The sequence below is a fragment of the Pantoea sp. NSTU24 genome, assembly GCF_050157905.1.
In the GTDB taxonomy this organism is placed as follows: domain Bacteria; phylum Pseudomonadota; class Gammaproteobacteria; order Enterobacterales; family Enterobacteriaceae; genus Pantoea.
In genome coordinates, this window is sequence record NZ_JBKIWZ010000001.1 from 422,005 (window position 1) to 445,950 (window position 23,946).

Here is a 23,946-nt window from a genome sequence, read left to right on the forward strand (position 1 = left end):
GATGACGCGTCAGCAGCGCGGCGCAGTTGGCTTGCTTTGCGTCGCGCGAGCGATAAAAATACGGCACAATATCTGGCTAATTAAAAGTATCAACCACACGCGAAAACGGAACCGTTCAATGCTTAAGATTTATAACACCCTGAGTCGACAGAAAGAGGAATTCAGACCCATTCATGCCGGGAAAATCGGGATGTATGTTTGCGGCATCACGGTGTATGACCTCTGTCACATTGGTCATGGGCGGACGTTCGTGGCGTTTGATGTGGTGTCGCGCTATCTGCGCTACCTCGGTTATGAGCTTAACTATGTGCGTAATATTACGGACATTGATGACAAGATCATCAAACGTGCCAATGAAAATGGCGAAAGCATCGAAACCCTGACTAATCGTATGATTGGCGAAATGCATAATGATTTTGCCGCGCTGGGGATTCTGCCACCCGACGAGGAGCCACGCGCAACCCGCCACATCGCCGAGATTATTGCGCTGGTGGAAACGCTGATCGCACGCGGTCACGCTTACGTCGCAGAAAATGGCGACGTCATGTTTGATGTCCTCAGCGACACCGATTATGGCGCACTGTCACGTCAGGATCTGGAACAGCTGCAGGCGGGCGCGCGCGTCGAAGTGGCTGATGTGAAGCGGAATCCGATGGACTTTGTGCTGTGGAAAATGTCCAAAGCGGATGAGCCCGCCTGGCCATCACCGTGGGGCAACGGGCGTCCTGGCTGGCACATCGAGTGCTCGGCGATGAACTGCAAACAGCTGGGGAGCCATTTCGATATTCACGGCGGCGGCTCTGACCTGATGTTCCCGCATCATGAAAATGAAATCGCCCAGTCGAGCTGCGCACATGATGGTCCTTACGTCAATTACTGGATGCACTCCGGCATGGTGATGGTCGACCGCGAGAAGATGTCTAAATCGCTTGGCAACTTCTTCACCGTGCGTGACGTGCTGCAACACTATGATGCGGAGACGGTGCGTTACTTCCTGATGTCCGGTCACTATCGCAGCCAGCTCAACTATGGAGAAGATAACCTCAATCAGGCGCGTGCGGCGCTGGAGCGTCTCTATACAGCGTTACGTCACACGGACAGCAGCGTCCCGGCCAGCGGTGGCGAAGCGTTTGAAGCGCGATTCCGCGCGGCGATGGATGATGACTTCAATACCCCGGAAGCCTACTCGGTGCTGTTCGACATGGCGCGTGAGGTTAACCGCCTGAAAAGCGAAGCAGGCGCCTCGGCCGATGCCCTGGCGTCGAAGCTGCGTGAGATGGCCAACGTACTGGGCATCCTGCAGCAGGATCCTGAGCTATTCCTGCAGAGTGGCGCGCAGGTGAATGATGAAGAGGTTGCCGAGATTGAGCACTGGGTGAAAGCCCGTGCCGATGCGCGTGCCGCCAAAAACTGGGCGGATGCCGATATCGCCCGCGACAAACTCAACGCGCTGGGCGTGATTGTCGAAGATGGGCCACAGGGCTCAAGCTGGCGTCGGAAATAAAACGGAAAGGGCGAGCCATCGCCCTTTTTTTGCGACCAGCGTGCAGGTCGCCTCCGTTTTTTTAACGCCCTGGCGGGCGGATACCGCGCAAAGGCGCCGGGCTGATGCGGGTGCTGCAGCGGCGTCCCCGCAGGAACGCCAGCGTATCACTCAACGACCGTGGTGCGGAAACCCGAGAACTCGACGGTCTGGCCGGCTACGATTTTGCAGCGCTTGCGGGTTTCGACCGCACCATCAACCTTCACTTCGCCCTCGGCAATCACGATCTTAGCCTGTGCACCGCTCTGAACCCAGCCTTCCAGCTTCAGCAGGTCACACAGATCGACATGCGGGAATTTTCCCAGTGAAAAACGTGTCATTTAAACAACCTCTTTATCGTGAAACTCTTCACACGCCTGCAGCGTGTTCTGGATCAGGGTAGCCACCGTCATCGGGCCAACGCCGCCCGGCACCGGGGTAATATAAGATGCGCGCTCGGATGCACTGTCGTAATCGACATCGCCCACCACTTTGCCGCTCTCCAGCCGGTTAATGCCGACGTCGATGACGATAGCGCCGGGTTTGATCCAGTCACCCGGAATAAAGCCCGGTTTCCCGACCGCCACCACCAGCAGATCGGCATGCTCAACGTGATGGCGCAGATCTTTGGTAAAGCGGTGCGTTACGGTGGTGGTGCAGCCTGCCAGCAGCAGCTCCATGCTCATCGGACGACCGACGATATTAGACGCCCCGACCACCACGGCGTTCAGGCCATAGGTGTCGATGTTATAGCGTTCCAGCAGCGTGACAATGCCGCGCGGCGTGCAGGGACGCAGGGTCGGCGCACGCTGACACAGACGGCCGACGTTATAGGGATGGAATCCATCGACATCTTTGTCTGGCGTGATGCGCTCCAGCACTTTGACGTTATCGATACCGGCAGGCAGCGGGAGCTGGACCAGGATGCCATCGATCTCATCGTCCTGATTGAGCGCATCAATCAGATCCAGCAGCTCAGCTTCGCGGGTCGAGGCGGGCAGATCATAAGAGCGGGAATGGAAACCCACCTCTTCACAGGCGCGGCGTTTGCTGGCCACGTAAATTTGCGAAGCCGGGTTTTCACCCACCAGAACGACAGCCAGACCTGGCGCACGTTTTCCGGCCGCCAGACGCTGCTTCACTTTTTCCGCAACCTCAACGCGCACCTGCTGCGCAATCGTTTTACCGTCAATAATTTTTGCTGCCATCAGAGAGGAAATCCACTGTGTTGTGTTGAATCGGGGAAGGGGGCTATTTTGTCAGAAGCATGGGCTGCTGTCAGTCACAGTTTCAGCCGCGTCTGCGCTTTCCGACTTTTCATCGCGACGCGTGGCTGCCTGCATGCGTATGATAACGACAAAACTATCAGAGGATGATGTCATGATCTGGATAATACTGGCCACACTGGCGGTGGTGTTTATCGCCGGATTTCAGCTGCTGACCGCAGGCTCACGTCACGCCGTTCAGCGGCTCAGCAAACGGCTGCAGCTGCCACCGGTTGAGGCAGAGTCGATGACTGCGATGATGGGCAAAGAGGCGGCGAAAGAGTTTACCGACTATCTCAGCCACGATAATGAAACGCATCTGCATAATGGTGCGGCGGTTCTGCTGATCTGGCAGGTGCTGATTGTGGACGGCAGCGAGGAAAACAGTCAGCGCTGGCATGCAATTCTGAGTCGCGCCGGTTTTTCACCACTTATCAGCCGTCAGCAACTGCTGCTCGCGCTGGGCTTTCTGCGCCAGCTGGAGCCGGACAGCCAGGCGCTGCACGCACTCCGCGAACAGTACAATGCGCGTTTCACACCGCAAGGGGTTGAGCTGGAAGGAGAATCAGCCGCCACCCGCCAGGTCGTATCGCTCAGTGAATGGCGCAGCCGTCATTGATGCCAATTGGTTAATCCCGCAGCACTTCGCTGCGGTGAAACGGCAAAAACGTTGACGTACCCGCTTCCCGACGTATAATCCGTGCCATCTCCATGCGCCCTTAGCTCAGCTGGATAGAGCACCGGCCTTCTAAGCCGTAGGTCACAGGTTCGAATCCTGTAGGGCGTGCCAAATGAATTCAATGACTTACCTCCTTCCTCCGGCTGCCAGATTTTCCACATGGGACAGATTTGGGACACGACTGCCAAAAATCGCATCAATTTGCCGTGCATGCTCCGTTAAGTGGTTAGGTGCAAGGTGAGCATATCGCTGTACCATTTCGATGCTTTCCCAGCCTCCCATTTCCTGCAGTGCAGATAAAGGAACGCCAGCCTGAATTAACCAGCTCGCCCACGTATGCCGAAGGTCATGGAACCGGAAATCTTCTATACCAGCCCGTTTCAGTGCTGCGCGCCACGCAGTGTTTGAATCGACCCGCATCTTCCTGATGCTTGCTGTTGTCGTCCCGTCATTTCTTTTCACCGATTCGGTATGAACAAACACCCAGTTGTGATGCCGGCCGATCTGTCGTCTCAAAACAGCTTCCGCCATTTCATTCAGCGCTACGCCAATAGCCCTGCCTGACTTGCTCTCTTCCGGGTATATCCACGCAACCTTTCTCTGCAGGTCAATTTGCTGCCACTTCAGGTCGACAATGTTTGAACGGCGCAATCCTGTTGCCAGTGCAAACTCTACGGTAGACTTGAGGGGCTCAGGACATTCATCAATCAGTCGCTTTGCCTCAGCGGGTTCGAGCCACCGTACCCGCTTATTTCTTTCCTGAGGCACCTTGATAACCGGCGACTTCTCGATCCACTTCCACTCACGTTCCGCTGCCCGCATCAGCGCCTTCATTAATGCCAGGTGCTTTGCCTTAGTAGAGGTGGATACGGCAGCCGGTTTGTATTCCCCGATATCCAGCCCTCTCTTCGCCATCGACACAGCGCGCTGCTCCCACCGCTCCTTTGCCTTGCGGTTGGTCATCCTGCTGACCGCGGCGTAAATCTTCGCCTCGCTGATATCCTTCAGCAACACTCCTTCAAAATGCATGAGCCAGAATCCGATCCGGCCCTTATCGGCATCGAGTGATTTCTTGTGCGCCTTTTCTTCCAGCCAGCGCAAGCATGCTTCTTCGAATGTCACGTCGGGGAAATCACCCAGCCGCTCTATTCGCCATAACTCAGCCTTTCGCCGGTCGTGAAGCTCCTGTGCTTGCTTTCGGTCCTCTGTGCCAAGAGACTCCTTAATGCGCTTCCCGCCTGGCGTCGTGTAACTCCCGTACCAGACGGAACCTCTGCGGAAGATCGACATGATTTTTTCTCCTCATGTGCATCTGCCGCGCTCACGGCGACAGTGTGCATTGGATTGTTAAGAGCGGCAATACAGGCCTGACGGGTGAGGAGGTAGGGTGACTTCGGTTTGGACGGGTCTTTGCGCGTTGCCATCAGCCTGCCGGTGCGAATCCACTGCTGACAGGTCGGGCGGGAAATTCCGAGGAACGCGCATGCCTCATCCATAGACAGGGCATAGGTTTCCATATCTACTCCTTATGCTGCCAGCATCGGGCTAGCGGGATATAAAAAAGGCGAGCCACAGAGTGAACTCGCCGGGAGGTGTCGGTGGTCGTTATCACTTCGCAGGAGCTGTCTCCTTATCCACCTGGCGCACATAGAACGCCAGCCAGCGCTTAGCTGGAAACGTATTCGGCGGCAGGGCGGTGATTGATTTGGCGTGTTTGTTGAGAAGGGTGGTGATGATGCGGTCGTGATCTGATTTGGGTCTGCCATCTATGGCTTTGATGATTTCGCTCCTGCACTTACGCGCTACGGCCCTTAGCGCATTCTCCTGCGCCGGGCTCATGCCACTTTGCGGTGCTGTTTGGCGCGCTCAACGCGCTCGTAGTCGCTGCGGCAATCCTCATCGCAGAAGCATCCCGCCGTCACCGCCTCCTCGCAGTAATAGCAGGCACCGGTAAACTGCATTGTCGGGTGCGGCCGGTTAGCTAGGGCAATCTCAATCATCTGCTGCTCGCGTTCTGCGGCTTCATCTGCTGGGTCTGGAAAGTTCATATTAGCCTCCGGGATTTGGGCGTAAAAAAACCGCCTCAGTGGGCGGCTTCTAAATTAGAGTGAATTAGGCCTTCCTGACCCTGGCCAAGGTCGCATGGCATTGGTTGTTGTGGATTGTCCCTGACACTGTCTCAACGATGTAGTCAGTGCTAATCCCATCCCGTACCAGGGTTACATTCTGTCCAGCACGAGGCTCGAAGCTGAATTCATGCTCTTCTTTCTCTCCAGTTTCAGAAAACGTTACTGTGATATTCATTTTTCCTCCTTCTGATAAACCGGGGCGGTGCCGCGCGGAAACTGCAGCGCAACGTTCCTGTAGTGCTGCAATCTCTCCCTGAAATACTCCCTCATTGCTTCAGGCTGCTGCACCTCCACTTCGTGCGGGATAACAGGCTGATTCATACGCTCCTTGTATGCGACTCCTGACGCGGCTATATCCACGTTAATCCTGTCTCGCTCTTCTCTGCTGCGTGCTGCTAAGTTGTGTGACATGGAAACTCCTTAGGGTTGCCAGCCATATCCATCGCGACCACCTTCATGCAGCCACTCATGCTTGCATTCATTACAGATGTAATAAGTGTCGTCAGTGCCTCGACCCATGAATCTGGCGCTTACTGGCGGCTTATTTGGGTCAGCTCTCATGCATGCGATTGGTCCAGCCTTTCGGCCCCTTGGTTGCTGTTCACAAACTTCACAAGTCATAGCGATTCTCCAGTGCGGCTGAGAATCTATTTATACCATCCTTGATAGATGAAAATATCGTGCAAATGTAAAGACGACTGACCTCTAAATCACTCACCATCCTTACCGGCGCGGAGTTGAGCGGCGAATTGCTTAAAATAACTGACGGTATGTGACGATGTGCAGACACCGTTTTCCATCAGAGATTCAGCCACCATATCCACTCCCTCAGCCCGCACAGAGTTGAGGTAGGCGGAGGTGGCTGGGGTTTTGATATAAGAGGCGGGCTGTATAAGTTCGCTATAAATCCTTTCCATAGCTTCGTCCCACCCATATCGGGCTGCTTCATATCGGTCGAATATGCCTCGATCTTCGATTCCGCAGCCCATACCGTCAGGATGATAATCAGGGAAATTATCAGTGCTGCAGACGTATTTAATAGCCGACTTCATCGCCGCATTATCAGCCGCCAGCGCGTCACGCTGTGCTTTGATTTCGGCGAATTTGCGTACCAGATATGCTGGCAGCTCCTCATTCACGCGCATATCACCAGGCAGGCATTTTCCAGCCAGCAATCCGCGAATTTCATGTTCTGTGATATTCATTCTCTTGCCCCTTATGCCGCTGTCAGGCTCAATGCCGCGGCGAAAATAGTTAGTCCAGGCAGCGCTGATACCAGCCACGCTTAATGAGGCGTGCACGCTTTTCGGCAGCGATGATGTTTTGCTGGCGCTTATCCTCGCCACGTTCTGCTAGTGACCGGCGACTGATGAGCATTGTTTGCGGTCGGGCTGGCGTGATACGGCTCGTGCTGATCAACGTGTAGGTGTAGTCGGTGCATGCATCTACAGGCACTGGATTCGTTGCCTCAATCACAGCCGTCTTACCGCGCAGGCAGCCACGCATCAGCTTGTTAAACTCACCGAGCGTCATGTGAAAAAAGGCGCTTAATTCGCGCCCTGTTTGTGGTTTTTTGGATAGCTGGAAGGTGACTTTTTCTTTGAATCCGCTATTCGGGTGATTGTTGCGCCGGTACTGAGCGATTTTTCGCATGGTTACGCTCCCGCCTCTTCAATCTCCGCTTTGCGAAGGAGATAAACATCGGTGGCCTTTTCGAGCGTTTCAGCCTCGCTTGCCAGCATGCGCGCCGCGTACTTATAGAAGCGATCGAGACTTGAAACGGAATCGGCGTTAGAAGAGGCTTCTGTGAAATCGGCAAGCAGTTCGTCCGGCGTGCGCGCTGGTGCACTGGTATTCGTCGCCGGGTTAATTTCGCGTTCTGGCTGCTGCGTTTCGGGCTTGCTGTTGATCAGGTTGTTAAGTTCTGCGCGGGTGCGCGCCGGGGTAACGTCGCGCTCTGCTCGCTGCGCTGGCTCAAATTCGTCTGGCGTGTAGACGCCGAGAATCACGTCAGGGCAGTACAGGCGCGCCCAGTACTTAACGGCCAGATATGCCAGCTGCTGTTTCGGTGCCGTCTTCCAGAGAGGCGAATTGCGAGTGGTGACATACTCCATGTAAAGCGGCTCACCCCAGGTGATTTCCGTTTCACCCTTCAGCACCGCTCCGACACGAACAGACAGCCCGCGCTCGTTCGATGCGTTGGCAGCGCCCGGCTTGAACTTCTCCCAGTCTCCACCGTACTCATATTTGAAGCGACCCTGCACGGCGGTGGAGCTGGTGATTACCGCGTTAACCAGCTGAGCCTCATATCCCAGCGTGCCGTTTACCAGATGCGTTTTCTGTGCCACCGCATAAGGGTTCATACCCCACTGAGCGGCCTGTAATGCGATCGCCAGGCAGTCAGCAGGCTTGCCGGACAGGTGAGCAGGGACTGTCGCTTTACCCTGTGCCATAACTTCTGCGAAAGCCTGCAGCTTCTGTAGCCCGCTCGGGCTGAAGATTGCCGCTTTAGTGTCAGCCTCATTGACCGACGCGGTGATGATTTCGTTACTCATGCGTAATCCTTTCTCTTAGCCCAGTCCGGGCGCGTAATTTCTTCAATGCCGCCCCAGTTACCGGACAGCATGCATTCGTGATAGGTATCAAGGTTTCGACGGAACAGGTCATAGCCCACGGCAACATCGTCTTCCTGCAGTTGAAACGTGCGCACCGGATAGCGCCCGCAGTCGATCGACTCACTGACAGCGATGAAAACGAAGAGCGGATACTCGCCGAAGTGCTTACTGAAGCCTTCGCGGTAATAGGCGTCCTGAACGTGATAGCGGAACTCTTCAACGTGGCGGGCGAAGCGGGACATATCCGCTACTTTCTTCACGTCGACGATGACGGGCTGGCCTGAAAGAAACTTGTCCGGCCGTATACGGCAAAGCTCGCCGGTCTGCTCGTCGTTCCAGTAGACTGACGCCTCCTGATGGCCTTCTGCCTCAAGCAGCCAGCGGGCCGCCGGGTGGGCGAGGGCGCTGGCGCGCATCAGCTGCAACTTTCGCCCCTGCTCAGCATCCATGACCGTCATTCCGGTACTTTCGCAGTCTTTCAGAAATCTCTGCTCGTCTGTTTTGCCGTCATTGGTTCGCCGGTTAAATGCGGGGGCGACGATAAACCGTTTGTCGAATTCCTCTGGCTCCAGCAGAAGGCAGTGAAGCGCCGTTCCCATATCGAGAGCGGCCTTTTTCTCATCGTCTTCAGGCGCCTCCTTTCGCCACTGGAATATGGCCGGGTTAATCGCTATATCATCCAGCTGTGATTTACTGATGCCCGGGCCGCCGTGATAATCCTCGTTGCTGATGTCGTAGTAGATGCCAGGCTGCATTACGCTGCCTCCTGATTTCCGTGTTTGTTGCGGTAGATTTCGATCGCCACTTCTCGCCGCGCAACCCGCACCATGGCATCACGCAAAAACTCCTCAGCGGCTTCGTGCTGCTCGTCGTCTTCATCGAACATCTCGATAGCCGGGTAGTCGTAATGACGCGTCAGAAAGGCGCACAGAGCAGGCATCAGCGGGTTTGTTTTGTGCTGATTCATCCGTGCATCGACTTCAGCAGCGATAAGCTCCAGTACGCTCTCTGGCAGGTTGTCAGCAATATCCTGCACCTCATTCCGGGCCGTTCTGTTCAGTCTCATTTCCGCTCTCCTATGCCGAGGCTTTTCAGCATCAGGCTGATGAAGGTGAAGTCTTTGGCTTTCTCAGCCATCTCGCGCTGGCGCTCTAGCTCGTCCTGCTGCTTGCGGTACTGCTCAGCTGCTGCCGGTGCGTTCATGGTCTTCCCTCCTGCGCTACAACCTGCAGAAGGCGCTCCCACAACTGCTGTAGGCGGCTCTTTGGCTTCCACGACATAACGTCAGCGCCGGTAAGTTTGAAATCGAACATAGTGTTTTTGGGGCAGCCCGATGCCGCCCCAGCGATAGCGAAAGCCTGCATGGGGATACTCCGTTGAATGAGTTGGTGTAAAAAGAAGGGGCCATTGCGGCCCCCATAAGGTGTGTTACGTTCTGGTTATCTATCCTGCTGAAATCTCAGCGTTGGTGCGTAGCACCTCAAAGCCGTCTAAGCAGACAGCTTTACGGTGTTACTCGCCGGGTGGTTCTGGAAGTGGCATCCAGTAAGTGCATCCGTCCCATATTCCACGGCTACTCTCAAACCTGGGCAGTCTACCTTTTGCGGTTTTGGCATAAGTATTACTGCAATATTTCACTTGCACGATTGCGAAACCGTTCCACCCAATAACCGACCGGCCAACTTCCGGCATTTGATCACTGCACTTAATCCATTCCATCCTCTCTCTCCTGTAGTGGTTACTGGCCCAATGCCGTGGTTTCAGCTGCGGCAGACTTGTACCAGGCTGCATCGAAATCAGCCATTGCCTGAGCTGGTGAATCGCCACACCCAACAACTCCGGTTGGTAAATCCCCGAGCACTGCCAGCCACGCATTTCCATCCTGTGTAAGCGTTGGCTTGAAAACCGCGCAAGGCCGACCATGCTCAACTGCTGAGTTCTGCATTTCCTGACAAGCCACTTGGAAATAATGGCCAAAGTTCTCACAGCGCATTGCACTCTCAACGGCAGCGCCAATATCTGCCCCGCCAATTCTGCTTCTTACTGCGTCATAAACTGCTTGATATGTGTCGCTCATCTAAAAACCTCCTGCTATAAACCCCAGCACCATCAGCACGCCAAACACAAACCAGCCAAACACGTAGTCTCTGCCGCTTAACATGGTGCCTCCAGATGTGAAAAAGCCGCTCAGTGGCGGCTGTTATTCTTTGTCGTCTTCAGGTTCCTCATCGTCCAGGCTTTCAACTTCAAGCTGATCGAACCATTGAACATATTGCTCGGCTTCATCACGCATTCGCCTGGCGGCATCTCGCTCTTCCTTGCTTAATTCATTAATGCTTCCCATGTTTCCGACCCTTTCCAGACACTTTGAAAAGTCGCCAGAGGTGTTACTGAAAAGGCAGTAGCTCATAGATGCCATTTTGTTATCTCGCTGTGATGGTTTCTGATTTGCGGTAACCCGCGTTGAATAATGCAATCTCAGGCAGGCACACTGATGTGCTCTCATGCCTGTCACGCAGAGAAGGGGAGGAGACTGCCTTCTCGATGCGGCTGAGGTGTTTAACCTCAACCGCCACAACCTCTGGTTCGAGGCCGAATGCTGTGTCGATGATTGATTCGATGCGTTCACGATCCATTGCCACCGCACGACGACGAGCATGGCGGCGTGATTTGGCGTTCTCTTTAACCGATGTGCCGTAAGTGATTACTGTCATGGTTGCCTCCTAAGGTGGTTTTGGTACTGCCGGCTGGTAAGCCGATAGACAGTCCAAAGCCATCTCGTTTGGTTAGTTGGCGCTTTGTCAGCGCTGCAATGTTGTTAAAGAGCATCACCGTCCTGGTGAGTAGTGCGTCCTGCTGATGGGATAAAATTACAATAAAGTTTGTATGCTGTAAACAATAAATATTGTATTTGAGGGCGATAAATACAAATAGCTTTGTTTTTAAAGGTGATTTATTTTTCAGAAGTGGGATCTGCAGGTACAAAAAAGCCCGCTACTGAGCGGGCCTTTTAATGGTGCTGATGAAATTTTGGCTTATGGGCCTGGTAGGTATTATGCTTTTTTTCTTTTTTCGATTTCAGCAACTTTTCTTCCAGCTTCTTTTAGTCGCTGGATACGGTCGTCATTCCACTCGATTTCGGATCCGCCCATTGGGGCATAAGCTCTCACCGAACCTGATTGTATCTTTCCAACAATCTGCGAGTGCTGAGGGTGTGCTTTAAGATCAATTGTCTGAACGTTATCAGAGTTGGCTGCATAAATTCCTGTGAATTTCATGAGTTTCCCCCTCTCTTTCATGGATTCCATAATACTATTGTAGCTCATTGTTTCATCCTGAAGGTTTGATTCCCCAGTACTGATGTTGCAATACTTTACATCACCACCAGAGTATGGATCGAAAACCTTAGCAACAGTAACGGCCGTCTTCACGCAGCCGCATTGTTGAAATGTATTGCCTGCAAATCCGCTTCCAGATCCAGTAAAAAGGGCATGTATATGCTTAGTTTCTGGATCCATTAAAAATTGTTTATGGCCAGCGTCGAAAATTACTTCACCTTCAGATGATGCCACTACAACCGAAACCTTATATTTACCGTCTTGTTTCAGGTTTGGCAGTGCTTCCGGATCGAAAGGTTCAGCCATCCACCACTGCTTAAGTTGTTCAATGATCAAGCCATCGCCTGCACAAAAGATAGCACCGCCCAGTCGGCATGCAATCTTGTTGAATCCTGTATCATCTACAAACAGTATGTAGTCACCATCCATAAGCGACAGCTCAGCCGACCATCTTGTGTCGGAAGAAACAACGTTTTTGTCACAATCGTAAGCAGTGGTAGTCATCCGACAATAATCCTTTCTGAAGGTTCACGAACTTTACAGCAATCAAAAAAAACCACAAATCGATATTACTAATCGGTAAAAACAAATTTAACTTTAGTTTTTACACAAGTTGACATCATTAGTTCCAAGGCTCTCTAGTGATCATACCAACCGCATCTTGGTTTCGATCGCCACGCCCAGCACCTTACAGTTACCGTTCACCGGCACCATTGGCCACTGCGGGTTCAGTCCCTTAAGGTACTTCTGGCTGCCGTCAATGATGAGCTTTTTGAAGGTGGCCTCGTTGTCGTCAGTAAGCTTCGCAACGACCAGGCTTCCGTTGATCGCCTCACGGCCGGTGTCGAACAGCACGTAAGTACCTGCCGGAATGCTCAGCCCGATCGGCGCAGTCATCGAATCGCCTTCCACCTGCAACCAGAAAGCCTCTCCTTGCGTATGTGCGTCAGATTCAAGCCACATATCGACATCCTTAATCGTATAGGGTTCACAAGCTTCATCCCATGCGCCAGCCTGAACCTTGCTTAAAACGGGGTAGCGCGCAGTCGGCTTATAGTCCTTAGGGTTAGACACGTTGCTGTCTAAGGTTGCCCCTGTTCCATCAAGAAGCCATTGGATGTCGCAATTTAACGCCTTAGCTAGCTCAGGCAGATACCTTGGTCTTTTAGTTTTACCGCTCTCAAGCTGGACAATCGCCTGCTGCGTTGTGCCGGCCTTTTCCGCTAGCTCTGTCTGAGTCAAACCCAGCTCGGTCCTTTTTGAAAGCACCCTTGCCGCAATTGTCATTTAACACCTCATCAAAAAAGAGATGTTCACAAGAAAAGCTGTAATTGACAAACAAAGTAGTTTGTATTTAAAATACAAGAAAGTTTGTCAAGGAGGCTATATGCAAACTATCTCCCAGCGCCTCAAGCAGAAACGAGCAGAGCTGAAGATGACTCAGACCGAATTGGCGCTTAAGGCAGGTGTGAAGCAGCAATCAATCCAACAGATTGAAGCTGGTATCACCAAGCGCCCACGGAAGATCTTCGAAATCGCTGTAGCTCTGCAATGTGATCCTGTCTGGCTGCAATACGGAAACGGCGTCAATACCGCCGCCTGATTTCCACCGCTCTTTACACAATCTAGCCCGCCGCCAACGCGGGGAACTTCAAACCGTAGTGACTTGCTCACCGCAATGTCACGCAATCATTTACCTACATGGAAATTATCAATTATGGAACACGCAAGAAATAGCAAGTTGATCAACGAAGTAGAAACAGAATTACGCAGCCGCCTGACTCACAAAGGCCAGCGCGTTCTGGCTGATGAGGCCGGATGGCATGAATCGAAGGTAAGCCGGTTAAACCTCCGCGATATGGCGACGGTTTTCGTGCTGCTGGAGAAGGTGTGGGAAACGAGCCTGATTGCAGAAGTAGCCCGGCAAGCGGTTGCAGCTGCGATGGGAAAAGAAAAGGCCCCGAGCGCTGGAACGCTAGAGGCCTGATGCGAAATGACTGGATCAATTCACAGGAGTAATTATGCCAAAGAAACACGTTGTGTACCAGGCGGAATTGCACAAAAACATCACCCGACTCCGGTACTTGCGTTCCTGCAGCCCGATCGTGGCCGAGAAGTTAAAGGCGATGCTGGACGAACACAAGACGAAGGAGAAAGGGCAATGAGTAACGTATCAAGTTTAGCCAAAGCAAGAGAGGCCAGAGCGCCTCAGCAAACGCCGAAAGAGGTCGGTAAGGGGTTTACCTTGCTGCACAGAAAAATACAGGAGACAGAGTTCTACAGAAAGGATTCTCAGGCTGTTCATCTGTGGGTTCACCTGATTATGTCAGCCAACTACACAGAGGCGGCTGTGAAGACGGAATACGGAGTCATCCAGCTGCAGCGTGGTCAGTTCATCACAGGACGTAACACGCTGGCAACGGAGACCGGAATCGAACCAAACCGCATTCAGTACCTGCTGAAGAAGTTCAAAAAATTGGGCATGATCGAGACAGCTTCACCGGGTAAATTCACCGTAATTACCATCTCAAAATACGCTGAATATCAGGGAGAAATTGTCCCAGAAGATTCCCAGAAGATTCCCAGACCAAAGGCAGACGTGGCGCGGCTTCCAGAGGTGATTGTCCCAGAAGATTCCCAGAAGATTCCCACAGCTAACAATATAACTAATAAATCATTATCTAACGATAATGATATGTCATCTGACGATGACGAATCGCCTCGCAAGAAATCGCCTTCAGTTCCCTATCAGGCTGTGCTTGACGCATACAACGAAGCAGCAGGCAGCAGGCTACCCAATGCTGAAAAGCTCAACCCAAAACGTCGGACCGCAATCAAGCGACTGCTTGGCGAGCTGAAAGAGCCAACCGTTGAAGCTGCGAGCAATTACTTTCACGCCTTCATGAACACCGCGAAACCGTTTTATTTTGGCGATAACAGCCGGGGCTGGCGTGCGTCGTTCGATTATCTGCTGAGCAGCGACACACTAACAAAGACCAGGGAGGGAAGCCTGTGAGTGAATCAATCTTGATGGCGCCCCACAGCTCTGACGCAGAGCAGGCAGTAATCGGTGGACTGATGCTGGACGGCGGCGATGACCGCACACAGAAGGTCATGGCGATGCTGAAGCCGGAGAGTTTCTTCAACGCTTCACACGCGATCATCTTCAGCACCATCCGCGACCTGCTGACCCGCAACAAGCCAATCGACGCGCTTACCCTGGCTGATGAACTGGACGCTGGCGGCAAGCAGTACGGCGGCTTTGCTTACCTCGCTGAAATGACAAAGAACACCCCATCGGTTGCCAACCTGGTTGCTTACGCGTCCGTGGTGCGCGACAAGGCGATGGAGCGTTACGCAATCAGCAAGCTGAACGAAGCCACCGAGCTGCTCTACAGCCGCAACAGCATGACGGCCGTAGAAAAGCTGGAGTCAATCACCATGCTCACCACGCAAATCAGCGACTACGCCAAAACCGGCAAGCGCCGCGGGCTGCGTTCTTTCGGTGACGTGATGGATGACTGGGTGACCGACCTTGAAAAACGCTTCGATCCGCAGGGTGAACAGCGTGGCATGAGCACAGGCATCGCCTCACTCGACCGCATGCTGGCACCGAAAGGGCTCGTCAAAGGCTCGCTGTTCGTCATCGGTGCACGTCCGAAGATGGGCAAAACGACGCTGTACAGCCAGATGGCAATCAACTGCGCCGTACGGGAACAGAAGCCCGCGCTGATGTTCAGCCTTGAGATGCCCGCTGACCAGATTCTGGAAAAGCTGGTAGGGCAGAAGTCCGGCATCAATCCGAGCATTTTCTACATGCCAGCCACTGATGACGCTGACGACGAATACCAGGGCGACTACGACGCTGATTTCACCCGTGCCACCGAGACAGCCAACCGACTTCGCGAGCAGGAGCTGCTGTTCATCGATGATACCCCTGGCATGTCACTGGCTCACATCGTTGCTGAGGCCCGCAAGGTTAAGCGTCAGAAGGGCTGCGTCGGAATGATTCTTGTCGATTACCTGACCCTGATGACCGCCGAGAAAGCAGACCGAAACGACCTGGCTTACGGGATGATCACCAAAGGCCTGAAGAACCTCGCTAAGGAGCTTGGATGCGTCGTGGTGCTGCTGACTCAGCTGAACCGTGAGCTGGAGAAGCGCGTTAACAAGCGACCGCTACCGAGCGACTCACGCGACACCGGTCAGATTGAGCAGGACTGTGATTACTGGGTAGGCATCCACCGCGAAGGTGCTTTCGATGAGAACGTGCCGGCCGGTGAAACAGAGCTGCTTCTGCGACTGAACCGCCACGGCAACACCGGCACGGTTTTCTGTCTGCAGCAGAACGGCGCAATCTACGACATGGACCAGGCGGCGGCACGAACCGAGCGTGATGCACGGCAGCAGCCAGCCAAAGGCCAGAAACGGGGAGGATTTTGATGACATGGCTTAAGGATTTAAAGAGTGGTGACTCTGTTTTTTTGGTTACATCCTCACGATACGGTAGCAATCGGCTGGTTCAGGTCGAGAAAGTTGGCAGAAAGTGGGTAACGTTAGCAGGGAATTTAGGCCGCGCAGATATCAATCAAGAGCTTCGTAATGAGTCTGCAATAATCGACCAGAGTTTCGGGAGTCCAGACGCCATTTATCGCAACCAAGAAGCATTTGAAGCAAGGGTAAAGGCTAGGAAGCTTCGAAAAGCAGTATATGAGGCCGTGGTGGTGCATGGCTCCTTACCTGATACGAAGATTATGGAAATTGCGAAATTAATTGGCATAGACACCAATCAGAACGGAGAGCAGTGATATGAACACCATCGACTATTTGTATCTTGTGCTGGTCCCTGTTGCAGAGGTATTCCGCTCCAAATTTCCTGAAGGGAAAGCGCCCTTTATCGCTATGAGAAACGCTAAGCAGTGCAGAGTAAAATTCACAAGCAAGCGACTCGATAAAGAGTGGCAGGCTTTCTGCAAACAACACGAACTTAAAAGCGATCCATCTATGGAGTGCTAACCATGAACAACGTAATCCCCTTAAAACGCTCTGAGCACAAACCCCTCAGAGATACACATTCTGCCATAGTGACAGCCCTGAAGATGATTCGCGAAGGCGGCCACAGCCAGCAGAGCATCGACCTGTTGTTAAGCGCAGCAGCTGACAATCTCTACGATTACGTGGAGAAAATCGAAGGGAGGTAGCAGTGGAGACTCAACGTTACCTGTTGCGTGACAGCAATATCCGACAGAACTGCATCACCGCCATCCAGCAACTCCCCGCCAATCCCGACAAGCCAGTCGAAATAGTCATTCAGGAACGCAAGCGCAGCTCAGACCAGAACCGGCGCATGTGGCCGCTGCTGCATGACCTGTCACGGCAGGTTGAGTGGTACGGACAGAAGTACACACCTGACGACTGGAAAGACCTCATTACCGCACTCGTAGCGAAATCCAAAAACGAACAGCAGCGCACCGCACCCGGTATCGGCGGCGGCGTCGTCATGTTCGGCTCGCGGACCAGCAAGATGCGCGTGAGCGAAATGGTTGAGGTGATTGAGGCGATTTACTGGTTCGGCACAGAGCAGAACGTGAAATTCAGCGGCGAAGCCCGGTTAGAAATCGAGTGGGCGCAGCGCTGGGGAAAAAATAACAGGAGCAAGACATGAGCGATTACACAGGAAGCAACACTCCGATCGACATTCGAAACCTCTGGCAAACCCCGCCAGAAGTTGCTGCGGCACTGAACGATGAGTTTGGCTTCGTGCTGGATGTGGCCGCAAGCGACCAGAACCACCTTTATCCGAACTACTTCACTGAGCAGAACAGCGGGCTGACGCAGTCGTGGTCTGTTCCCGGCCTGAGCGGTTACTGCTGGTGCAATCCGCCATACAGCGACATCACGCCATGGGTACAGAAGGCGGCCGACCAGAACAGATATGGCTCGGTTGGCACTGTGATGCTCGTTCCAGCTGATATGTCTGTTGGATGGTTCCGCGAGGCGCTGCTGAGTGTGAGCGAAGTCAGGATTATCACCTGCGGACGACTGTCATTTGTCAGAGCAGACACAAAGCAGCCGGTAAACGGCAACAACAAAGGTTCGATGCTTCTCATCTGGCGACCTGTCCGATCGGCGGTGCCGGTGACCAACTACGTAGAGCGTGACGCGCTAATGGCGTATGGCCGCAAGCTCATTAACAGCAAGCTGGAGAGTGCAGCATGAGCAAATTAACCACTGCAATTCTGGATGTGCTGTCTGATGGTGAATGGCACACCTCAAAAGAAATTACCGACAGCGCCTGCGTGATGGCCTCAGCAAAGCGAAAAAACGTGGCTGTAGCCCTTCATGACATGACCGACAGCAACAAGATAAAACGTCAGCGGTTTGGCAATACCGACAATGACTACCAGTACCGCATGGGAACGGTAAACATGGGCTTTGGCCGCAGCTACAACATGGCGATGCTGGATAGCCTGCTATCAACCGTCAGGGGGAAGCATGCGAATGACCTGGTTCGTGCATGACCCTGTAGACACCGACACCGCCGCCGAACTCCTTTCCCGCCACGCCTCCCGCAATATCAAAACTCAGAAGACTCTCTCAGCAGACCCACGACTCTGGCTGGTGAGCGCGCTTCTGCCAACGTTCCGGGAAGAGCCAAAGCCGAGCCGGCAGTATAAAAACCCAATGTGGAGCTGAAGATGACAAACAAAGAACGCTGCTGCCGCTGCCACACCATCCTCACCTCAGAAGACAAGTATCACTACGGGGCAAGCTGTGAGTCCTGCGAGTGCGATATCGAATGGGAGAACCATGAGCGAGATAACCCGATCAAATCCGCCTACTGGCGCTGGCGAGCCATCTGCTTCTGTGTGCGCTGGCTGTGGCACTCAGCTGCAGGATACCGAAGTCTACGCCTGTGGTTACTGTCTAGACCTGTGGCTACTGGCAGATCCGAACTTCGCCATGACAGGAGAAAGTGATGGCTAAAGGCATAAAGCCGCCGAAGCCGAAGAAATGCAAATGCTGTCCTGAAAAGTTTATCCCCCGCAATAGCCTCCAGACCGTCTGTTCTCCCAAATGTGCCATTAAACTCGCTAACCAGATATCCGAGCGCAAGCAAAAGCGCCTGGAGAAAGAGCAGCGCGCTGCATGGAACAAACGCAAAGCCGATGTTAAGCCGTTAAGCCACTGGATGAACATGACTCAGCGGGCATTCAACGATTACATCCGGGCGCGGGACGGGAATATCTGTATCAGCTGTGGCAGCACGACAGCGGTCAGCTATCACGCAGGACATTTTCGGACGACTGCAGCGGCTTCGCAGTTACGTTTCAACGAGGACAATGTTCACAGCCAGTGTAGTGCGTGCAATACGCACCAGTCAGGCAACATCAGTCCATACCGCATCAACCTCATCACCAAAATCGGCCTTCAGCGCGTTCTGGCGCTCGAATCAAACAACGAACCTCACCGATACACCAGAGATGAACTGGACGGCATACGTGCGCGTTACAGGGCGGCTCTGCGCGAACTGAATAGGCAAAGAGAGGCAGCATGAACGAAATACATTTCCCCATTTCAACCGCAGCTGTTTTCGACGATTTCATATTTCCGATTCACTTGGAGGGCCCGCATCAAATTGAGCAGGAGCTCGTTCTGGCGGTTGGATGGTTCAGCCGGTGGTGCAACGAAGAGAAGATGGTTGTGAAGGCAAAGATGCTGGTCAGCTTCTGGGGGCTTTACCTGACCTACGGGCAGTCTATGGAGCGTGCAGCATGACCCAATACCTCAGAGAGAAGTGGCTCAGGCTTCGCATCCTCAAGATGCGCGGCATGTATGAGATCAACTACCGGATAATCCGCAATACGGCGAAAATGATGGGGGTTAAGCATGCGCATTGAGCGTGACTATCAGCAAATCGTCAGGCTTTCAGGTGTACGTAGCGCGGCCGATATGCGCCGGTTATTCGGTAATGGCTGGAAGACCATAAACAAATCACAGCAGGCGTGGGTAAGGCATCTGCTGGGTGTGTGGGGCGATCACCTGGGTGGAGAAGATTACGACCGTGCAGAGGTGAACGTGATTGGCCGTCTGATGATGCGCTGTGAATGGAGTGAGCAGAAGGGCAGGCAGATAGAGAAAATCGTGTCACAGCTGCATTGTGAAGGCCTGCGCGGTGAAGAGCTATTCCGCAAGGCGCGTGACCTGCTTATCCCTCAGTCATCAACGGCAAACATCATCGCTCTCGCCAAAGAATCAGATGATGCCGCCTTTGTTGAATCTGTCATGGTAAAGACGTTCGGTAAGGATAACCCGCTTCGAAACGTAGCCAGATTACGCTACTGCAAACGCAAGAGCGTGCAAAACATCGGCTCATCGCTGATTTATTACTGCGCCATCTCACCCAAGGAGGCCCGGAACAGAATGGAATGGGCGATAGATATCCTTGAAGGAGAAATGTTTTACGCAATAAAGCGAGAAATGGAGAAGGAGATTCCTAAGGTAGCCGCATAATTATACTAAATAGCACGAAATGACAAAGACAAAGGGCATGTAACCTGGCACATTAGCGGCATGATCGGGAAGTGAAGCGAACAGATCGCGGCTTTACCGGTCAGTTGCATAAATGTGGATGCCAATAAGCCTCGCGACCTCACCAGTCGGCGGGGCTTTTTATTATCCGCTGCAGGGTATAAATCCTCAGTTATCCCTTCCTTGGGATAAGTGCTCCTAACTGCTGCGAAGTAACGATTAAGATTTGATACTTTCGGCGAACATCGCCAAAGCCTTCGTGACAACGGCTGACTGTGACTCGCCTGTCTGTGCAGCCAGAGACTCCAGAAGCGCGATAGTGTCAGTGTGAAGCTTAATTCCCTTCACTTTCACGCCGCGCTTTTCGTCACTGCGTTTCTGTATTTCAGATATTGACTGAGCCATAACAAAATCCTAAATTATCGGGTAGGGGTGAGAGGGGTTTCCCCCTCTCTTCCTGACTGTCTTAGTAGGCTGGGCAGCTAATTACTAAGAGAACAATCAGGATGATGATTAATTTCATCATAACCCTTTCCTCGTTGGCCTCTGCTTCGGTAGGGGCCTTCCCGTTTCAGCGTCTTGCTGATGGAATAAATTATAGGTTAACCTATATCGTAGGTCAACCTATATTCTCTGATTATCAGAACAAATTTTAAGGCTCACTTCGGTGGGCCTTTTTCGTTTTTCGCCCCTGCCAATCATCATCGACTCTCACCTTTTCCTGTGTGGCAGCGGGCGATCTTTTCTTCTGACTACCTGCAGCACCGACCGTAATCACGGAGGTGTTATGAGTATTGATATGAGCAAACTGGCTTCAGGCGCAGCTTATGGCGCATCTGCCGGGACAATCGCCAATGGTCTGCTGACCCGGCTTAGTCCCGATGAATGGAGTGCTGTAGGCGTCCTGGCCGGTATTCTGGTCGCGCTGTTCACGCTCGGCATCAACTGGTACTACAAGCGCAAGGCTACCCTGGCGCAAATCAAAGCCCTTCAGCGCTGGCCCACCGCTCCAGACATCAACGAGGAATAACCCATGGCTATGTCAAACAGCCTGCGCAGTAAGCTTATTGCTGTCGCGGGTGGCGGAGCTATGGCTATCGCTACGGTATTCCTCGGCGGTAAGGATGGGGTAGAGGGCAGGGTGTACGAGCCTTACAAAGATGTGGCTGGCGTCTGGACTGTCTGTGATGGCATTACCGGTGCTGGAGTGGTTCAGGGTAAGCATTACACAGACCGAGAGTGTGATTCGTTGTTGTGGCAGCGTGTTCGCCAGGTTAAGGCGCAGGTTGATCCTCTGGTTAAAGTCCCTCTTGGTGAGTATCAGCGCGCAGCGCTTTACTCATTTACATATAACGTAGGAATTGGGTCGTTCTCGAAGTCAACGCTACTAAAAAAGCTTAATGCTGGCGACCAAGAAGGTGCCTGTAACGAGCTGAGGCGTTGGGTCTATGCCGGAGGCGTTAAATGGAAAGGGCTTCTTAATCGAAGGGAAATGGAACAGTCACTCTGTCTCGGTGATTTCGAAAAATAATCCCACCTAAATGCGCCATGCCCGGCGCTTTTATCACACAGAACCTGTTTGGAAATGAACCTCGGAGAAGTGCTGGCTAGGGCTGGCAGGCTTTCTGTGGGTCATCACTTCTGGGCAACGAGGTTCATCCCCAAAAGGAACTGCCATGAAATTAAGCATTGCATTCTTAAAAGAGATCCTCAGTTACGATGCTGAGTCTGGACGTTTTACTTATAAGGTAAAGCGGGGGCGGATGAACCCCGGCGATCGCGCAGGCTATGTCGACATGAATGGTTATTGCGGGATTCTGATTAATAAAAAAGAATATAAGCAACATCGGCTGGCTTGGCTTTATGTGTATGGCGAATGGCCGGATGGAGATATTGATCATATCAATGGCGACCGTACAGATAACAGGATCGCTAATTTAAGACCGACAACAGACGCACTGAATACTCTCAATAAATCTTGGGAGTCTTGTAACAAGGCGGGTTTTCGTGGTGTTTCGTGGCACAAAACAGAACGAAGCAAAGGAAAGTGGCGGGTTCGTATAACAGCTAACGGAGTCCGTAAAAGCATAGGTAACTTCGACAGCCTTGAAGAGGCAATCTCCGCACGCATATGTGCAGAGAATGAGTTCTATGGCGAGTTCGCACCTTCCAGAGGCTGCATGGTTGGCGCAACCGCCGGGGTATCTCTCGACATAGGAAAGAGTTCCAATGACCTTTAGCTGGCGAACTCTGATTATTGGCCTGTTGCTTGTGGCATTGGTAGCAGTTTGTCGGGTGGCTTATTTTTACCACGACAAATACGCTGTCGCCGATAGCCTGGCCACCGAACGTCAACAGACCATTGATGACATGCAGACCCGCCAGCGTGACGTGGCCGCACTCGATGAGAAATACACGAAGGAATTAGCCGATGCTAAAGCCACTATCGATCAGCTGCATGATGATGTTTCTACTGGCAAGCGCAGGCTGCAGCTCAACGCCACCTGCGCGAAGCAATCCGCCTCCACCTCCGGCGCCGCCAGCATGGATGATGCAGCCAGCGCCCGACTTACTGAGTCCGCTCAGCGGGATTATTTCATCCTCAGAGAGCGAATCGAAGTTGCCGGAAAGCAAATAGCTGGGCTGCAGCAGTATATTGTTGAACAGTGCCTGAAATAGAAAAGGTATCAGCACGTCATTCTTAAGCGAACGCTATTAACGGTTGAAGAAATTGTGGGCTTCGAGATAGTTTTCGGCAATCACTACTCCGATGGGGCTCAAAACATAGTCATTCAATTCTTCGATTGTTTTAATCGAGAAAGCTTCCATTATCGAAGATAATGTTGCAAATTCCGCCTTAAAAAATTCTTCATTGGCTATAACTATACCTGTTCTTTCTTTTATAAGTTCTATGTAATTCTTCTCATAATGTTGCTCTGAATTTATGCAACCTTTAATTGCAAGCATTTGCTTGTTCACCGGTTTTAATGAATCCAGTGTTGACAGTATTTTTATGTAATCAAGCTCATAAATTTTATAAGATTGAGCGATGATATCGAAACAAGTCTGAATTGGTAGTCCCGGAACTGGCGGGCCATCAGTTCCACGCTTAACAATGTCTGTAATGTCAACTCCGCCCATAGTCTTATGGCAGAAACGAAAATAATAAATTAGTGATAGGAGTTTTATCTCGCTTGTTGTTAGCCTCTGCGTGATATCCAAGGCATGGTCTAAAATCAGATTTTGTTCTTCTTCAGTGCTTTTAAATTTGGATACTATAAGCTCTTTGAGTAGTTCTGATTTAGCATCAAACCCTTTTCTTGCCACCTGAATAACTGCTTGGTTGAGGGTATACTGAATATCAGGATCTGCGAGTTTTTCTCTTAGTTTTTCATCAACATCATTAGATAGTTTTTCTGCAATTTGTTGGCCAAATTCTTGAGCCCGTGACTCGACTAAAGCGTAAGCATCTGCACGAAGAGAAGCCATCTCACTTTTAACCATAAACTGGCAAATTGCCATGACCTCAGTTGTGGTATTGCCAAAGTGGGCATCACCTGTAACTTGTATAGCTGAGGAATTATCACCCACGCTTTGGCCGGACTTCTCGAATAAGCTCATTTTTTGTCCTTTTCATTAATGGTCATGTTCCCACCCACTTGTATGCCACTCGAGTTATCGCCGATTGTTTGACTAACATCTTTCTCCTTAGCTTTGTTGCTTTTCAAATTGGCTAAGGCGGTTAGAAAAACAACCAAACTCGCTAACGCTGCAAGCGAGGTAGCTAATGTTTGGCTGGTAAGTGCTTGATAGCCAAAGCCTAACGTCGAAATTAAAGACACAAAAACGATTAATTTTCTCACCAA

At 52.2% G+C, this 23,946-nt stretch carries 43 protein-coding genes, 1 tRNA gene and 1 pseudogene; 23 read left to right on the top strand and 22 right to left on the bottom strand.

The window, feature by feature from the left end; genetic code table 11:
- The first annotated feature begins 118 nt into the window (after window positions 1–118).
- Entirely contained in the window at window positions 119–1,504 is a 1,386-nt protein-coding gene (gene cysS, locus ACLHDD_RS01970) for a cysteine--tRNA ligase (RefSeq protein WP_313654505.1), read from the top strand.
- Window positions 1,505–1,650: 146 nt separating this feature from the next.
- Here the strand turns inward: cysS and ybcJ are convergent, their stop codons facing one another.
- Window positions 1,651–1,863, bottom strand: coding sequence for a ribosome-associated protein YbcJ (gene ybcJ, locus ACLHDD_RS01975; protein ID WP_427102715.1), 213 nt, complete (start codon window positions 1,861–1,863; stop codon window positions 1,651–1,653).
- Window positions 1,864–2,730, bottom strand: a complete 867-nt coding sequence (gene folD, locus ACLHDD_RS01980; protein ID WP_427102716.1) for a bifunctional methylenetetrahydrofolate dehydrogenase/methenyltetrahydrofolate cyclohydrolase FolD — start codon at window positions 2,728–2,730, stop codon at window positions 1,864–1,866.
- Window positions 2,731–2,902: 172 nt separating this feature from the next.
- Between folD and ACLHDD_RS01985 the strand changes: the two genes are divergently transcribed.
- Both ACLHDD_RS01985 and ACLHDD_RS01990 read left to right on the top strand, forming a co-directional pair.
- A complete protein-coding gene (locus ACLHDD_RS01985) occupies window positions 2,903–3,406 on the top strand; it encodes a DUF1198 family protein (RefSeq protein ID WP_427102717.1) in 504 nt (167 codons plus the stop codon).
- Window positions 3,407–3,500: 94 nt separating this feature from the next.
- A tRNA-Arg gene (locus ACLHDD_RS01990) sits at window positions 3,501–3,577 on the top strand.
- A gap of 15 nt (window positions 3,578–3,592) precedes the next feature.
- Here ACLHDD_RS01990 and ACLHDD_RS01995 read toward each other — a convergent pair.
- The 17 genes and pseudogenes from ACLHDD_RS01995 to ACLHDD_RS02075 form a co-directional block, all read right to left on the bottom strand.
- Window positions 3,593–4,756: a tyrosine-type recombinase/integrase gene (locus tag ACLHDD_RS01995; RefSeq protein WP_427102718.1), complete on the bottom strand. Its 1,164-nt coding sequence runs from the start codon at window positions 4,754–4,756 to the stop codon at window positions 3,593–3,595.
- Window positions 4,757–4,890: 134 nt separating this feature from the next.
- Window positions 4,891–4,983 (bottom strand): annotated as a pseudogene (locus ACLHDD_RS02000) (helix-turn-helix domain-containing protein); the annotation flags it as partial.
- A 91-nt stretch (window positions 4,984–5,074) separates the two neighbouring features.
- A complete protein-coding gene (locus ACLHDD_RS02005; RefSeq protein ID WP_427102719.1) occupies window positions 5,075–5,305 on the bottom strand; it encodes a hypothetical protein in 231 nt (76 codons plus the stop codon).
- Window positions 5,302–5,514: a hypothetical protein gene (locus ACLHDD_RS02010; protein ID WP_427102720.1), complete on the bottom strand. Its 213-nt coding sequence runs from the start codon at window positions 5,512–5,514 to the stop codon at window positions 5,302–5,304. Before ACLHDD_RS02010 ends, ACLHDD_RS02005 begins: the two co-directional genes overlap by 4 nt.
- Before the next feature lie 252 nt (window positions 5,515–5,766).
- Window positions 5,767–6,006 carry a DNA polymerase III subunit theta gene (locus tag ACLHDD_RS02015; protein WP_427102721.1) on the bottom strand — a complete coding sequence of 80 codons (240 nt, stop codon included), beginning with the start codon at window positions 6,004–6,006 and terminating at the stop codon, window positions 5,767–5,769.
- Between the two features lie 299 nt (window positions 6,007–6,305).
- Window positions 6,306–6,800, bottom strand: a complete 495-nt coding sequence (locus ACLHDD_RS02020; protein WP_427102722.1) for a hypothetical protein — start codon at window positions 6,798–6,800, stop codon at window positions 6,306–6,308.
- A 49-nt stretch (window positions 6,801–6,849) separates the two neighbouring features.
- Window positions 6,850–7,248, bottom strand: a complete 399-nt coding sequence (locus ACLHDD_RS02025; RefSeq protein WP_427102723.1) for a hypothetical protein — start codon at window positions 7,246–7,248, stop codon at window positions 6,850–6,852.
- A 2-nt stretch (window positions 7,249–7,250) separates the two neighbouring features.
- Entirely contained in the window at window positions 7,251–8,150 is a 900-nt protein-coding gene (locus ACLHDD_RS02030) for a RecT family recombinase (protein WP_427102724.1), read from the bottom strand.
- Entirely contained in the window at window positions 8,147–8,965 is an 819-nt protein-coding gene (locus tag ACLHDD_RS02035; RefSeq protein ID WP_427102725.1) for a PD-(D/E)XK nuclease-like domain-containing protein, read from the bottom strand. The genes ACLHDD_RS02030 and ACLHDD_RS02035 overlap by 4 nt, the downstream gene beginning before the upstream one ends.
- Window positions 8,965–9,276, bottom strand: a complete 312-nt coding sequence (locus tag ACLHDD_RS02040) for a hypothetical protein (RefSeq protein WP_427102726.1) — start codon at window positions 9,274–9,276, stop codon at window positions 8,965–8,967. The genes ACLHDD_RS02035 and ACLHDD_RS02040 overlap by 1 nt, the downstream gene beginning before the upstream one ends.
- Window positions 9,273–9,413 (bottom strand): hypothetical protein, encoded by a 141-nt coding sequence (locus tag ACLHDD_RS02045; protein ID WP_427102727.1) that lies wholly within the window; start codon window positions 9,411–9,413, stop codon window positions 9,273–9,275. Before ACLHDD_RS02045 ends, ACLHDD_RS02040 begins: the two co-directional genes overlap by 4 nt.
- A 309-nt stretch (window positions 9,414–9,722) precedes the next feature.
- On the bottom strand, window positions 9,723–10,001 hold the full coding sequence (locus tag ACLHDD_RS02050; RefSeq protein WP_427105156.1) for a DUF551 domain-containing protein: 279 nt from the start codon (window positions 9,999–10,001) through the stop codon (window positions 9,723–9,725).
- Entirely contained in the window at window positions 9,949–10,287 is a 339-nt protein-coding gene (locus tag ACLHDD_RS02055; RefSeq protein ID WP_427105238.1) for a hypothetical protein, read from the bottom strand. The genes ACLHDD_RS02050 and ACLHDD_RS02055 overlap by 53 nt, the downstream gene beginning before the upstream one ends.
- Before the next feature lie 123 nt (window positions 10,288–10,410).
- Entirely contained in the window at window positions 10,411–10,554 is a 144-nt protein-coding gene (locus ACLHDD_RS02060) for a hypothetical protein (protein ID WP_427102728.1), read from the bottom strand.
- A gap of 79 nt (window positions 10,555–10,633) precedes the next feature.
- The gene (locus ACLHDD_RS02065; protein WP_427102729.1) at window positions 10,634–10,924 is read right to left on the bottom strand and encodes a regulator; all 291 of its coding nucleotides are present in this window, start codon (window positions 10,922–10,924) and stop codon (window positions 10,634–10,636) included.
- 339 nt (window positions 10,925–11,263) lie between these two features.
- Window positions 11,264–12,052, bottom strand: a complete 789-nt coding sequence (locus ACLHDD_RS02070; protein ID WP_427102730.1) for a hypothetical protein — start codon at window positions 12,050–12,052, stop codon at window positions 11,264–11,266.
- A gap of 141 nt (window positions 12,053–12,193) precedes the next feature.
- Complete coding sequence (locus ACLHDD_RS02075) at window positions 12,194–12,835, bottom strand: LexA family protein (protein ID WP_427102731.1); 642 nt, start codon at window positions 12,833–12,835, stop codon at window positions 12,194–12,196.
- Between the two features lie 100 nt (window positions 12,836–12,935).
- Here ACLHDD_RS02075 and ACLHDD_RS02080 point away from each other — a divergent pair, with 100 nt between their 5' ends.
- The 16 genes from ACLHDD_RS02080 to ACLHDD_RS02155 all read left to right on the top strand — a co-directional run bounded on the left by ACLHDD_RS02080 (window position 12,936) and on the right by ACLHDD_RS02155 (window position 20,062).
- Window positions 12,936–13,151 (top strand): helix-turn-helix domain-containing protein, encoded by a 216-nt coding sequence (locus ACLHDD_RS02080; RefSeq protein ID WP_201499392.1) that lies wholly within the window; start codon window positions 12,936–12,938, stop codon window positions 13,149–13,151.
- Between the two features lie 114 nt (window positions 13,152–13,265).
- On the top strand, window positions 13,266–13,535 hold the full coding sequence (locus tag ACLHDD_RS02085; protein WP_267369218.1) for a CII family transcriptional regulator: 270 nt from the start codon (window positions 13,266–13,268) through the stop codon (window positions 13,533–13,535).
- Between the two features lie 34 nt (window positions 13,536–13,569).
- Window positions 13,570–13,713, top strand: coding sequence for a hypothetical protein (locus ACLHDD_RS02090; RefSeq protein WP_427102732.1), 144 nt, complete (start codon window positions 13,570–13,572; stop codon window positions 13,711–13,713).
- Window positions 13,710–14,564, top strand: a complete 855-nt coding sequence (locus ACLHDD_RS02095) for a DNA replication protein (RefSeq protein ID WP_427102733.1) — start codon at window positions 13,710–13,712, stop codon at window positions 14,562–14,564. Before ACLHDD_RS02090 ends, ACLHDD_RS02095 begins: the two co-directional genes overlap by 4 nt.
- The gene (locus tag ACLHDD_RS02100; RefSeq protein WP_427102734.1) at window positions 14,561–15,991 is read left to right on the top strand and encodes a DnaB-like helicase C-terminal domain-containing protein; all 1,431 of its coding nucleotides are present in this window, start codon (window positions 14,561–14,563) and stop codon (window positions 15,989–15,991) included. The genes ACLHDD_RS02095 and ACLHDD_RS02100 overlap by 4 nt, the downstream gene beginning before the upstream one ends.
- Complete coding sequence (locus tag ACLHDD_RS02105; RefSeq protein ID WP_427102735.1) at window positions 15,991–16,356, top strand: hypothetical protein; 366 nt, start codon at window positions 15,991–15,993, stop codon at window positions 16,354–16,356. The genes ACLHDD_RS02100 and ACLHDD_RS02105 overlap by 1 nt, the downstream gene beginning before the upstream one ends.
- 1 nt (window position 16,357) lies before the next feature.
- Window positions 16,358–16,564, top strand: a complete 207-nt coding sequence (locus ACLHDD_RS02110) for a hypothetical protein (RefSeq protein WP_325954695.1) — start codon at window positions 16,358–16,360, stop codon at window positions 16,562–16,564.
- A gap of 2 nt (window positions 16,565–16,566) precedes the next feature.
- On the top strand, window positions 16,567–16,749 hold the full coding sequence (locus ACLHDD_RS02115) for a hypothetical protein (RefSeq protein WP_325954694.1): 183 nt from the start codon (window positions 16,567–16,569) through the stop codon (window positions 16,747–16,749).
- A 2-nt stretch (window positions 16,750–16,751) separates the two neighbouring features.
- Window positions 16,752–17,213 carry a recombination protein NinB gene (locus ACLHDD_RS02120; protein ID WP_427102736.1) on the top strand — a complete coding sequence of 154 codons (462 nt, stop codon included), beginning with the start codon at window positions 16,752–16,754 and terminating at the stop codon, window positions 17,211–17,213.
- Window positions 17,210–17,767, top strand: a complete 558-nt coding sequence (locus ACLHDD_RS02125; protein ID WP_427102737.1) for a phage N-6-adenine-methyltransferase — start codon at window positions 17,210–17,212, stop codon at window positions 17,765–17,767. Before ACLHDD_RS02120 ends, ACLHDD_RS02125 begins: the two co-directional genes overlap by 4 nt.
- Window positions 17,764–18,069: a hypothetical protein gene (locus ACLHDD_RS02130; protein WP_427102738.1), complete on the top strand. Its 306-nt coding sequence runs from the start codon at window positions 17,764–17,766 to the stop codon at window positions 18,067–18,069. The genes ACLHDD_RS02125 and ACLHDD_RS02130 overlap by 4 nt, the downstream gene beginning before the upstream one ends.
- A 289-nt stretch (window positions 18,070–18,358) precedes the next feature.
- Window positions 18,359–18,535 (top strand): protein NinF, encoded by a 177-nt coding sequence (locus ACLHDD_RS02135; protein WP_427102739.1) that lies wholly within the window; start codon window positions 18,359–18,361, stop codon window positions 18,533–18,535.
- Window positions 18,528–19,106 carry a recombination protein NinG gene (locus tag ACLHDD_RS02140; RefSeq protein WP_427102740.1) on the top strand — a complete coding sequence of 193 codons (579 nt, stop codon included), beginning with the start codon at window positions 18,528–18,530 and terminating at the stop codon, window positions 19,104–19,106. Before ACLHDD_RS02135 ends, ACLHDD_RS02140 begins: the two co-directional genes overlap by 8 nt.
- Entirely contained in the window at window positions 19,103–19,327 is a 225-nt protein-coding gene (locus tag ACLHDD_RS02145) for a protein ninY (RefSeq protein WP_427102741.1), read from the top strand. The genes ACLHDD_RS02140 and ACLHDD_RS02145 overlap by 4 nt, the downstream gene beginning before the upstream one ends.
- The gene (locus ACLHDD_RS02150; RefSeq protein WP_154927763.1) at window positions 19,324–19,449 is read left to right on the top strand and encodes a YlcG family protein; all 126 of its coding nucleotides are present in this window, start codon (window positions 19,324–19,326) and stop codon (window positions 19,447–19,449) included. The genes ACLHDD_RS02145 and ACLHDD_RS02150 overlap by 4 nt, the downstream gene beginning before the upstream one ends.
- Window positions 19,439–20,062 (top strand): hypothetical protein, encoded by a 624-nt coding sequence (locus ACLHDD_RS02155; protein ID WP_427102742.1) that lies wholly within the window; start codon window positions 19,439–19,441, stop codon window positions 20,060–20,062. The genes ACLHDD_RS02150 and ACLHDD_RS02155 overlap by 11 nt, the downstream gene beginning before the upstream one ends.
- Before the next feature lie 484 nt (window positions 20,063–20,546).
- Here ACLHDD_RS02155 and ACLHDD_RS02160 read toward each other — a convergent pair whose 3' ends face one another.
- Window positions 20,547–20,606 carry a type I toxin-antitoxin system Ibs family toxin gene (locus tag ACLHDD_RS02160; RefSeq protein WP_146379058.1) on the bottom strand — a complete coding sequence of 20 codons (60 nt, stop codon included), beginning with the start codon at window positions 20,604–20,606 and terminating at the stop codon, window positions 20,547–20,549.
- 261 nt (window positions 20,607–20,867) lie between these two features.
- Between ACLHDD_RS02160 and ACLHDD_RS02165 the strand changes: the two genes are divergently transcribed.
- The 4 genes from ACLHDD_RS02165 to ACLHDD_RS02180 all read left to right on the top strand — a co-directional run bounded on the left by ACLHDD_RS02165 (window position 20,868) and on the right by ACLHDD_RS02180 (window position 22,759).
- Entirely contained in the window at window positions 20,868–21,110 is a 243-nt protein-coding gene (locus ACLHDD_RS02165; protein WP_033758113.1) for a phage holin, read from the top strand.
- Between the two features lie 3 nt (window positions 21,111–21,113).
- On the top strand, window positions 21,114–21,611 hold the full coding sequence (locus ACLHDD_RS02170; RefSeq protein WP_427102743.1) for a lysozyme: 498 nt from the start codon (window positions 21,114–21,116) through the stop codon (window positions 21,609–21,611).
- Window positions 21,612–21,756: 145 nt separating this feature from the next.
- Complete coding sequence (locus ACLHDD_RS02175) at window positions 21,757–22,320, top strand: HNH endonuclease (RefSeq protein ID WP_427102744.1); 564 nt, start codon at window positions 21,757–21,759, stop codon at window positions 22,318–22,320.
- Complete coding sequence (locus ACLHDD_RS02180; protein WP_427102745.1) at window positions 22,310–22,759, top strand: lysis protein; 450 nt, start codon at window positions 22,310–22,312, stop codon at window positions 22,757–22,759. Before ACLHDD_RS02175 ends, ACLHDD_RS02180 begins: the two co-directional genes overlap by 11 nt.
- A 36-nt stretch (window positions 22,760–22,795) precedes the next feature.
- Here the strand turns inward: ACLHDD_RS02180 and ACLHDD_RS02185 are convergent, their stop codons facing one another.
- Entirely contained in the window at window positions 22,796–23,701 is a 906-nt protein-coding gene (locus ACLHDD_RS02185; RefSeq protein WP_427102746.1) for an LPO_1073/Vpar_1526 family protein, read from the bottom strand.
- Window positions 23,698–23,943: a hypothetical protein gene (locus ACLHDD_RS02190; RefSeq protein WP_427102747.1), complete on the bottom strand. Its 246-nt coding sequence runs from the start codon at window positions 23,941–23,943 to the stop codon at window positions 23,698–23,700. The genes ACLHDD_RS02185 and ACLHDD_RS02190 overlap by 4 nt, the downstream gene beginning before the upstream one ends.
- Window positions 23,944–23,946: the final 3 nt, after the last annotated feature.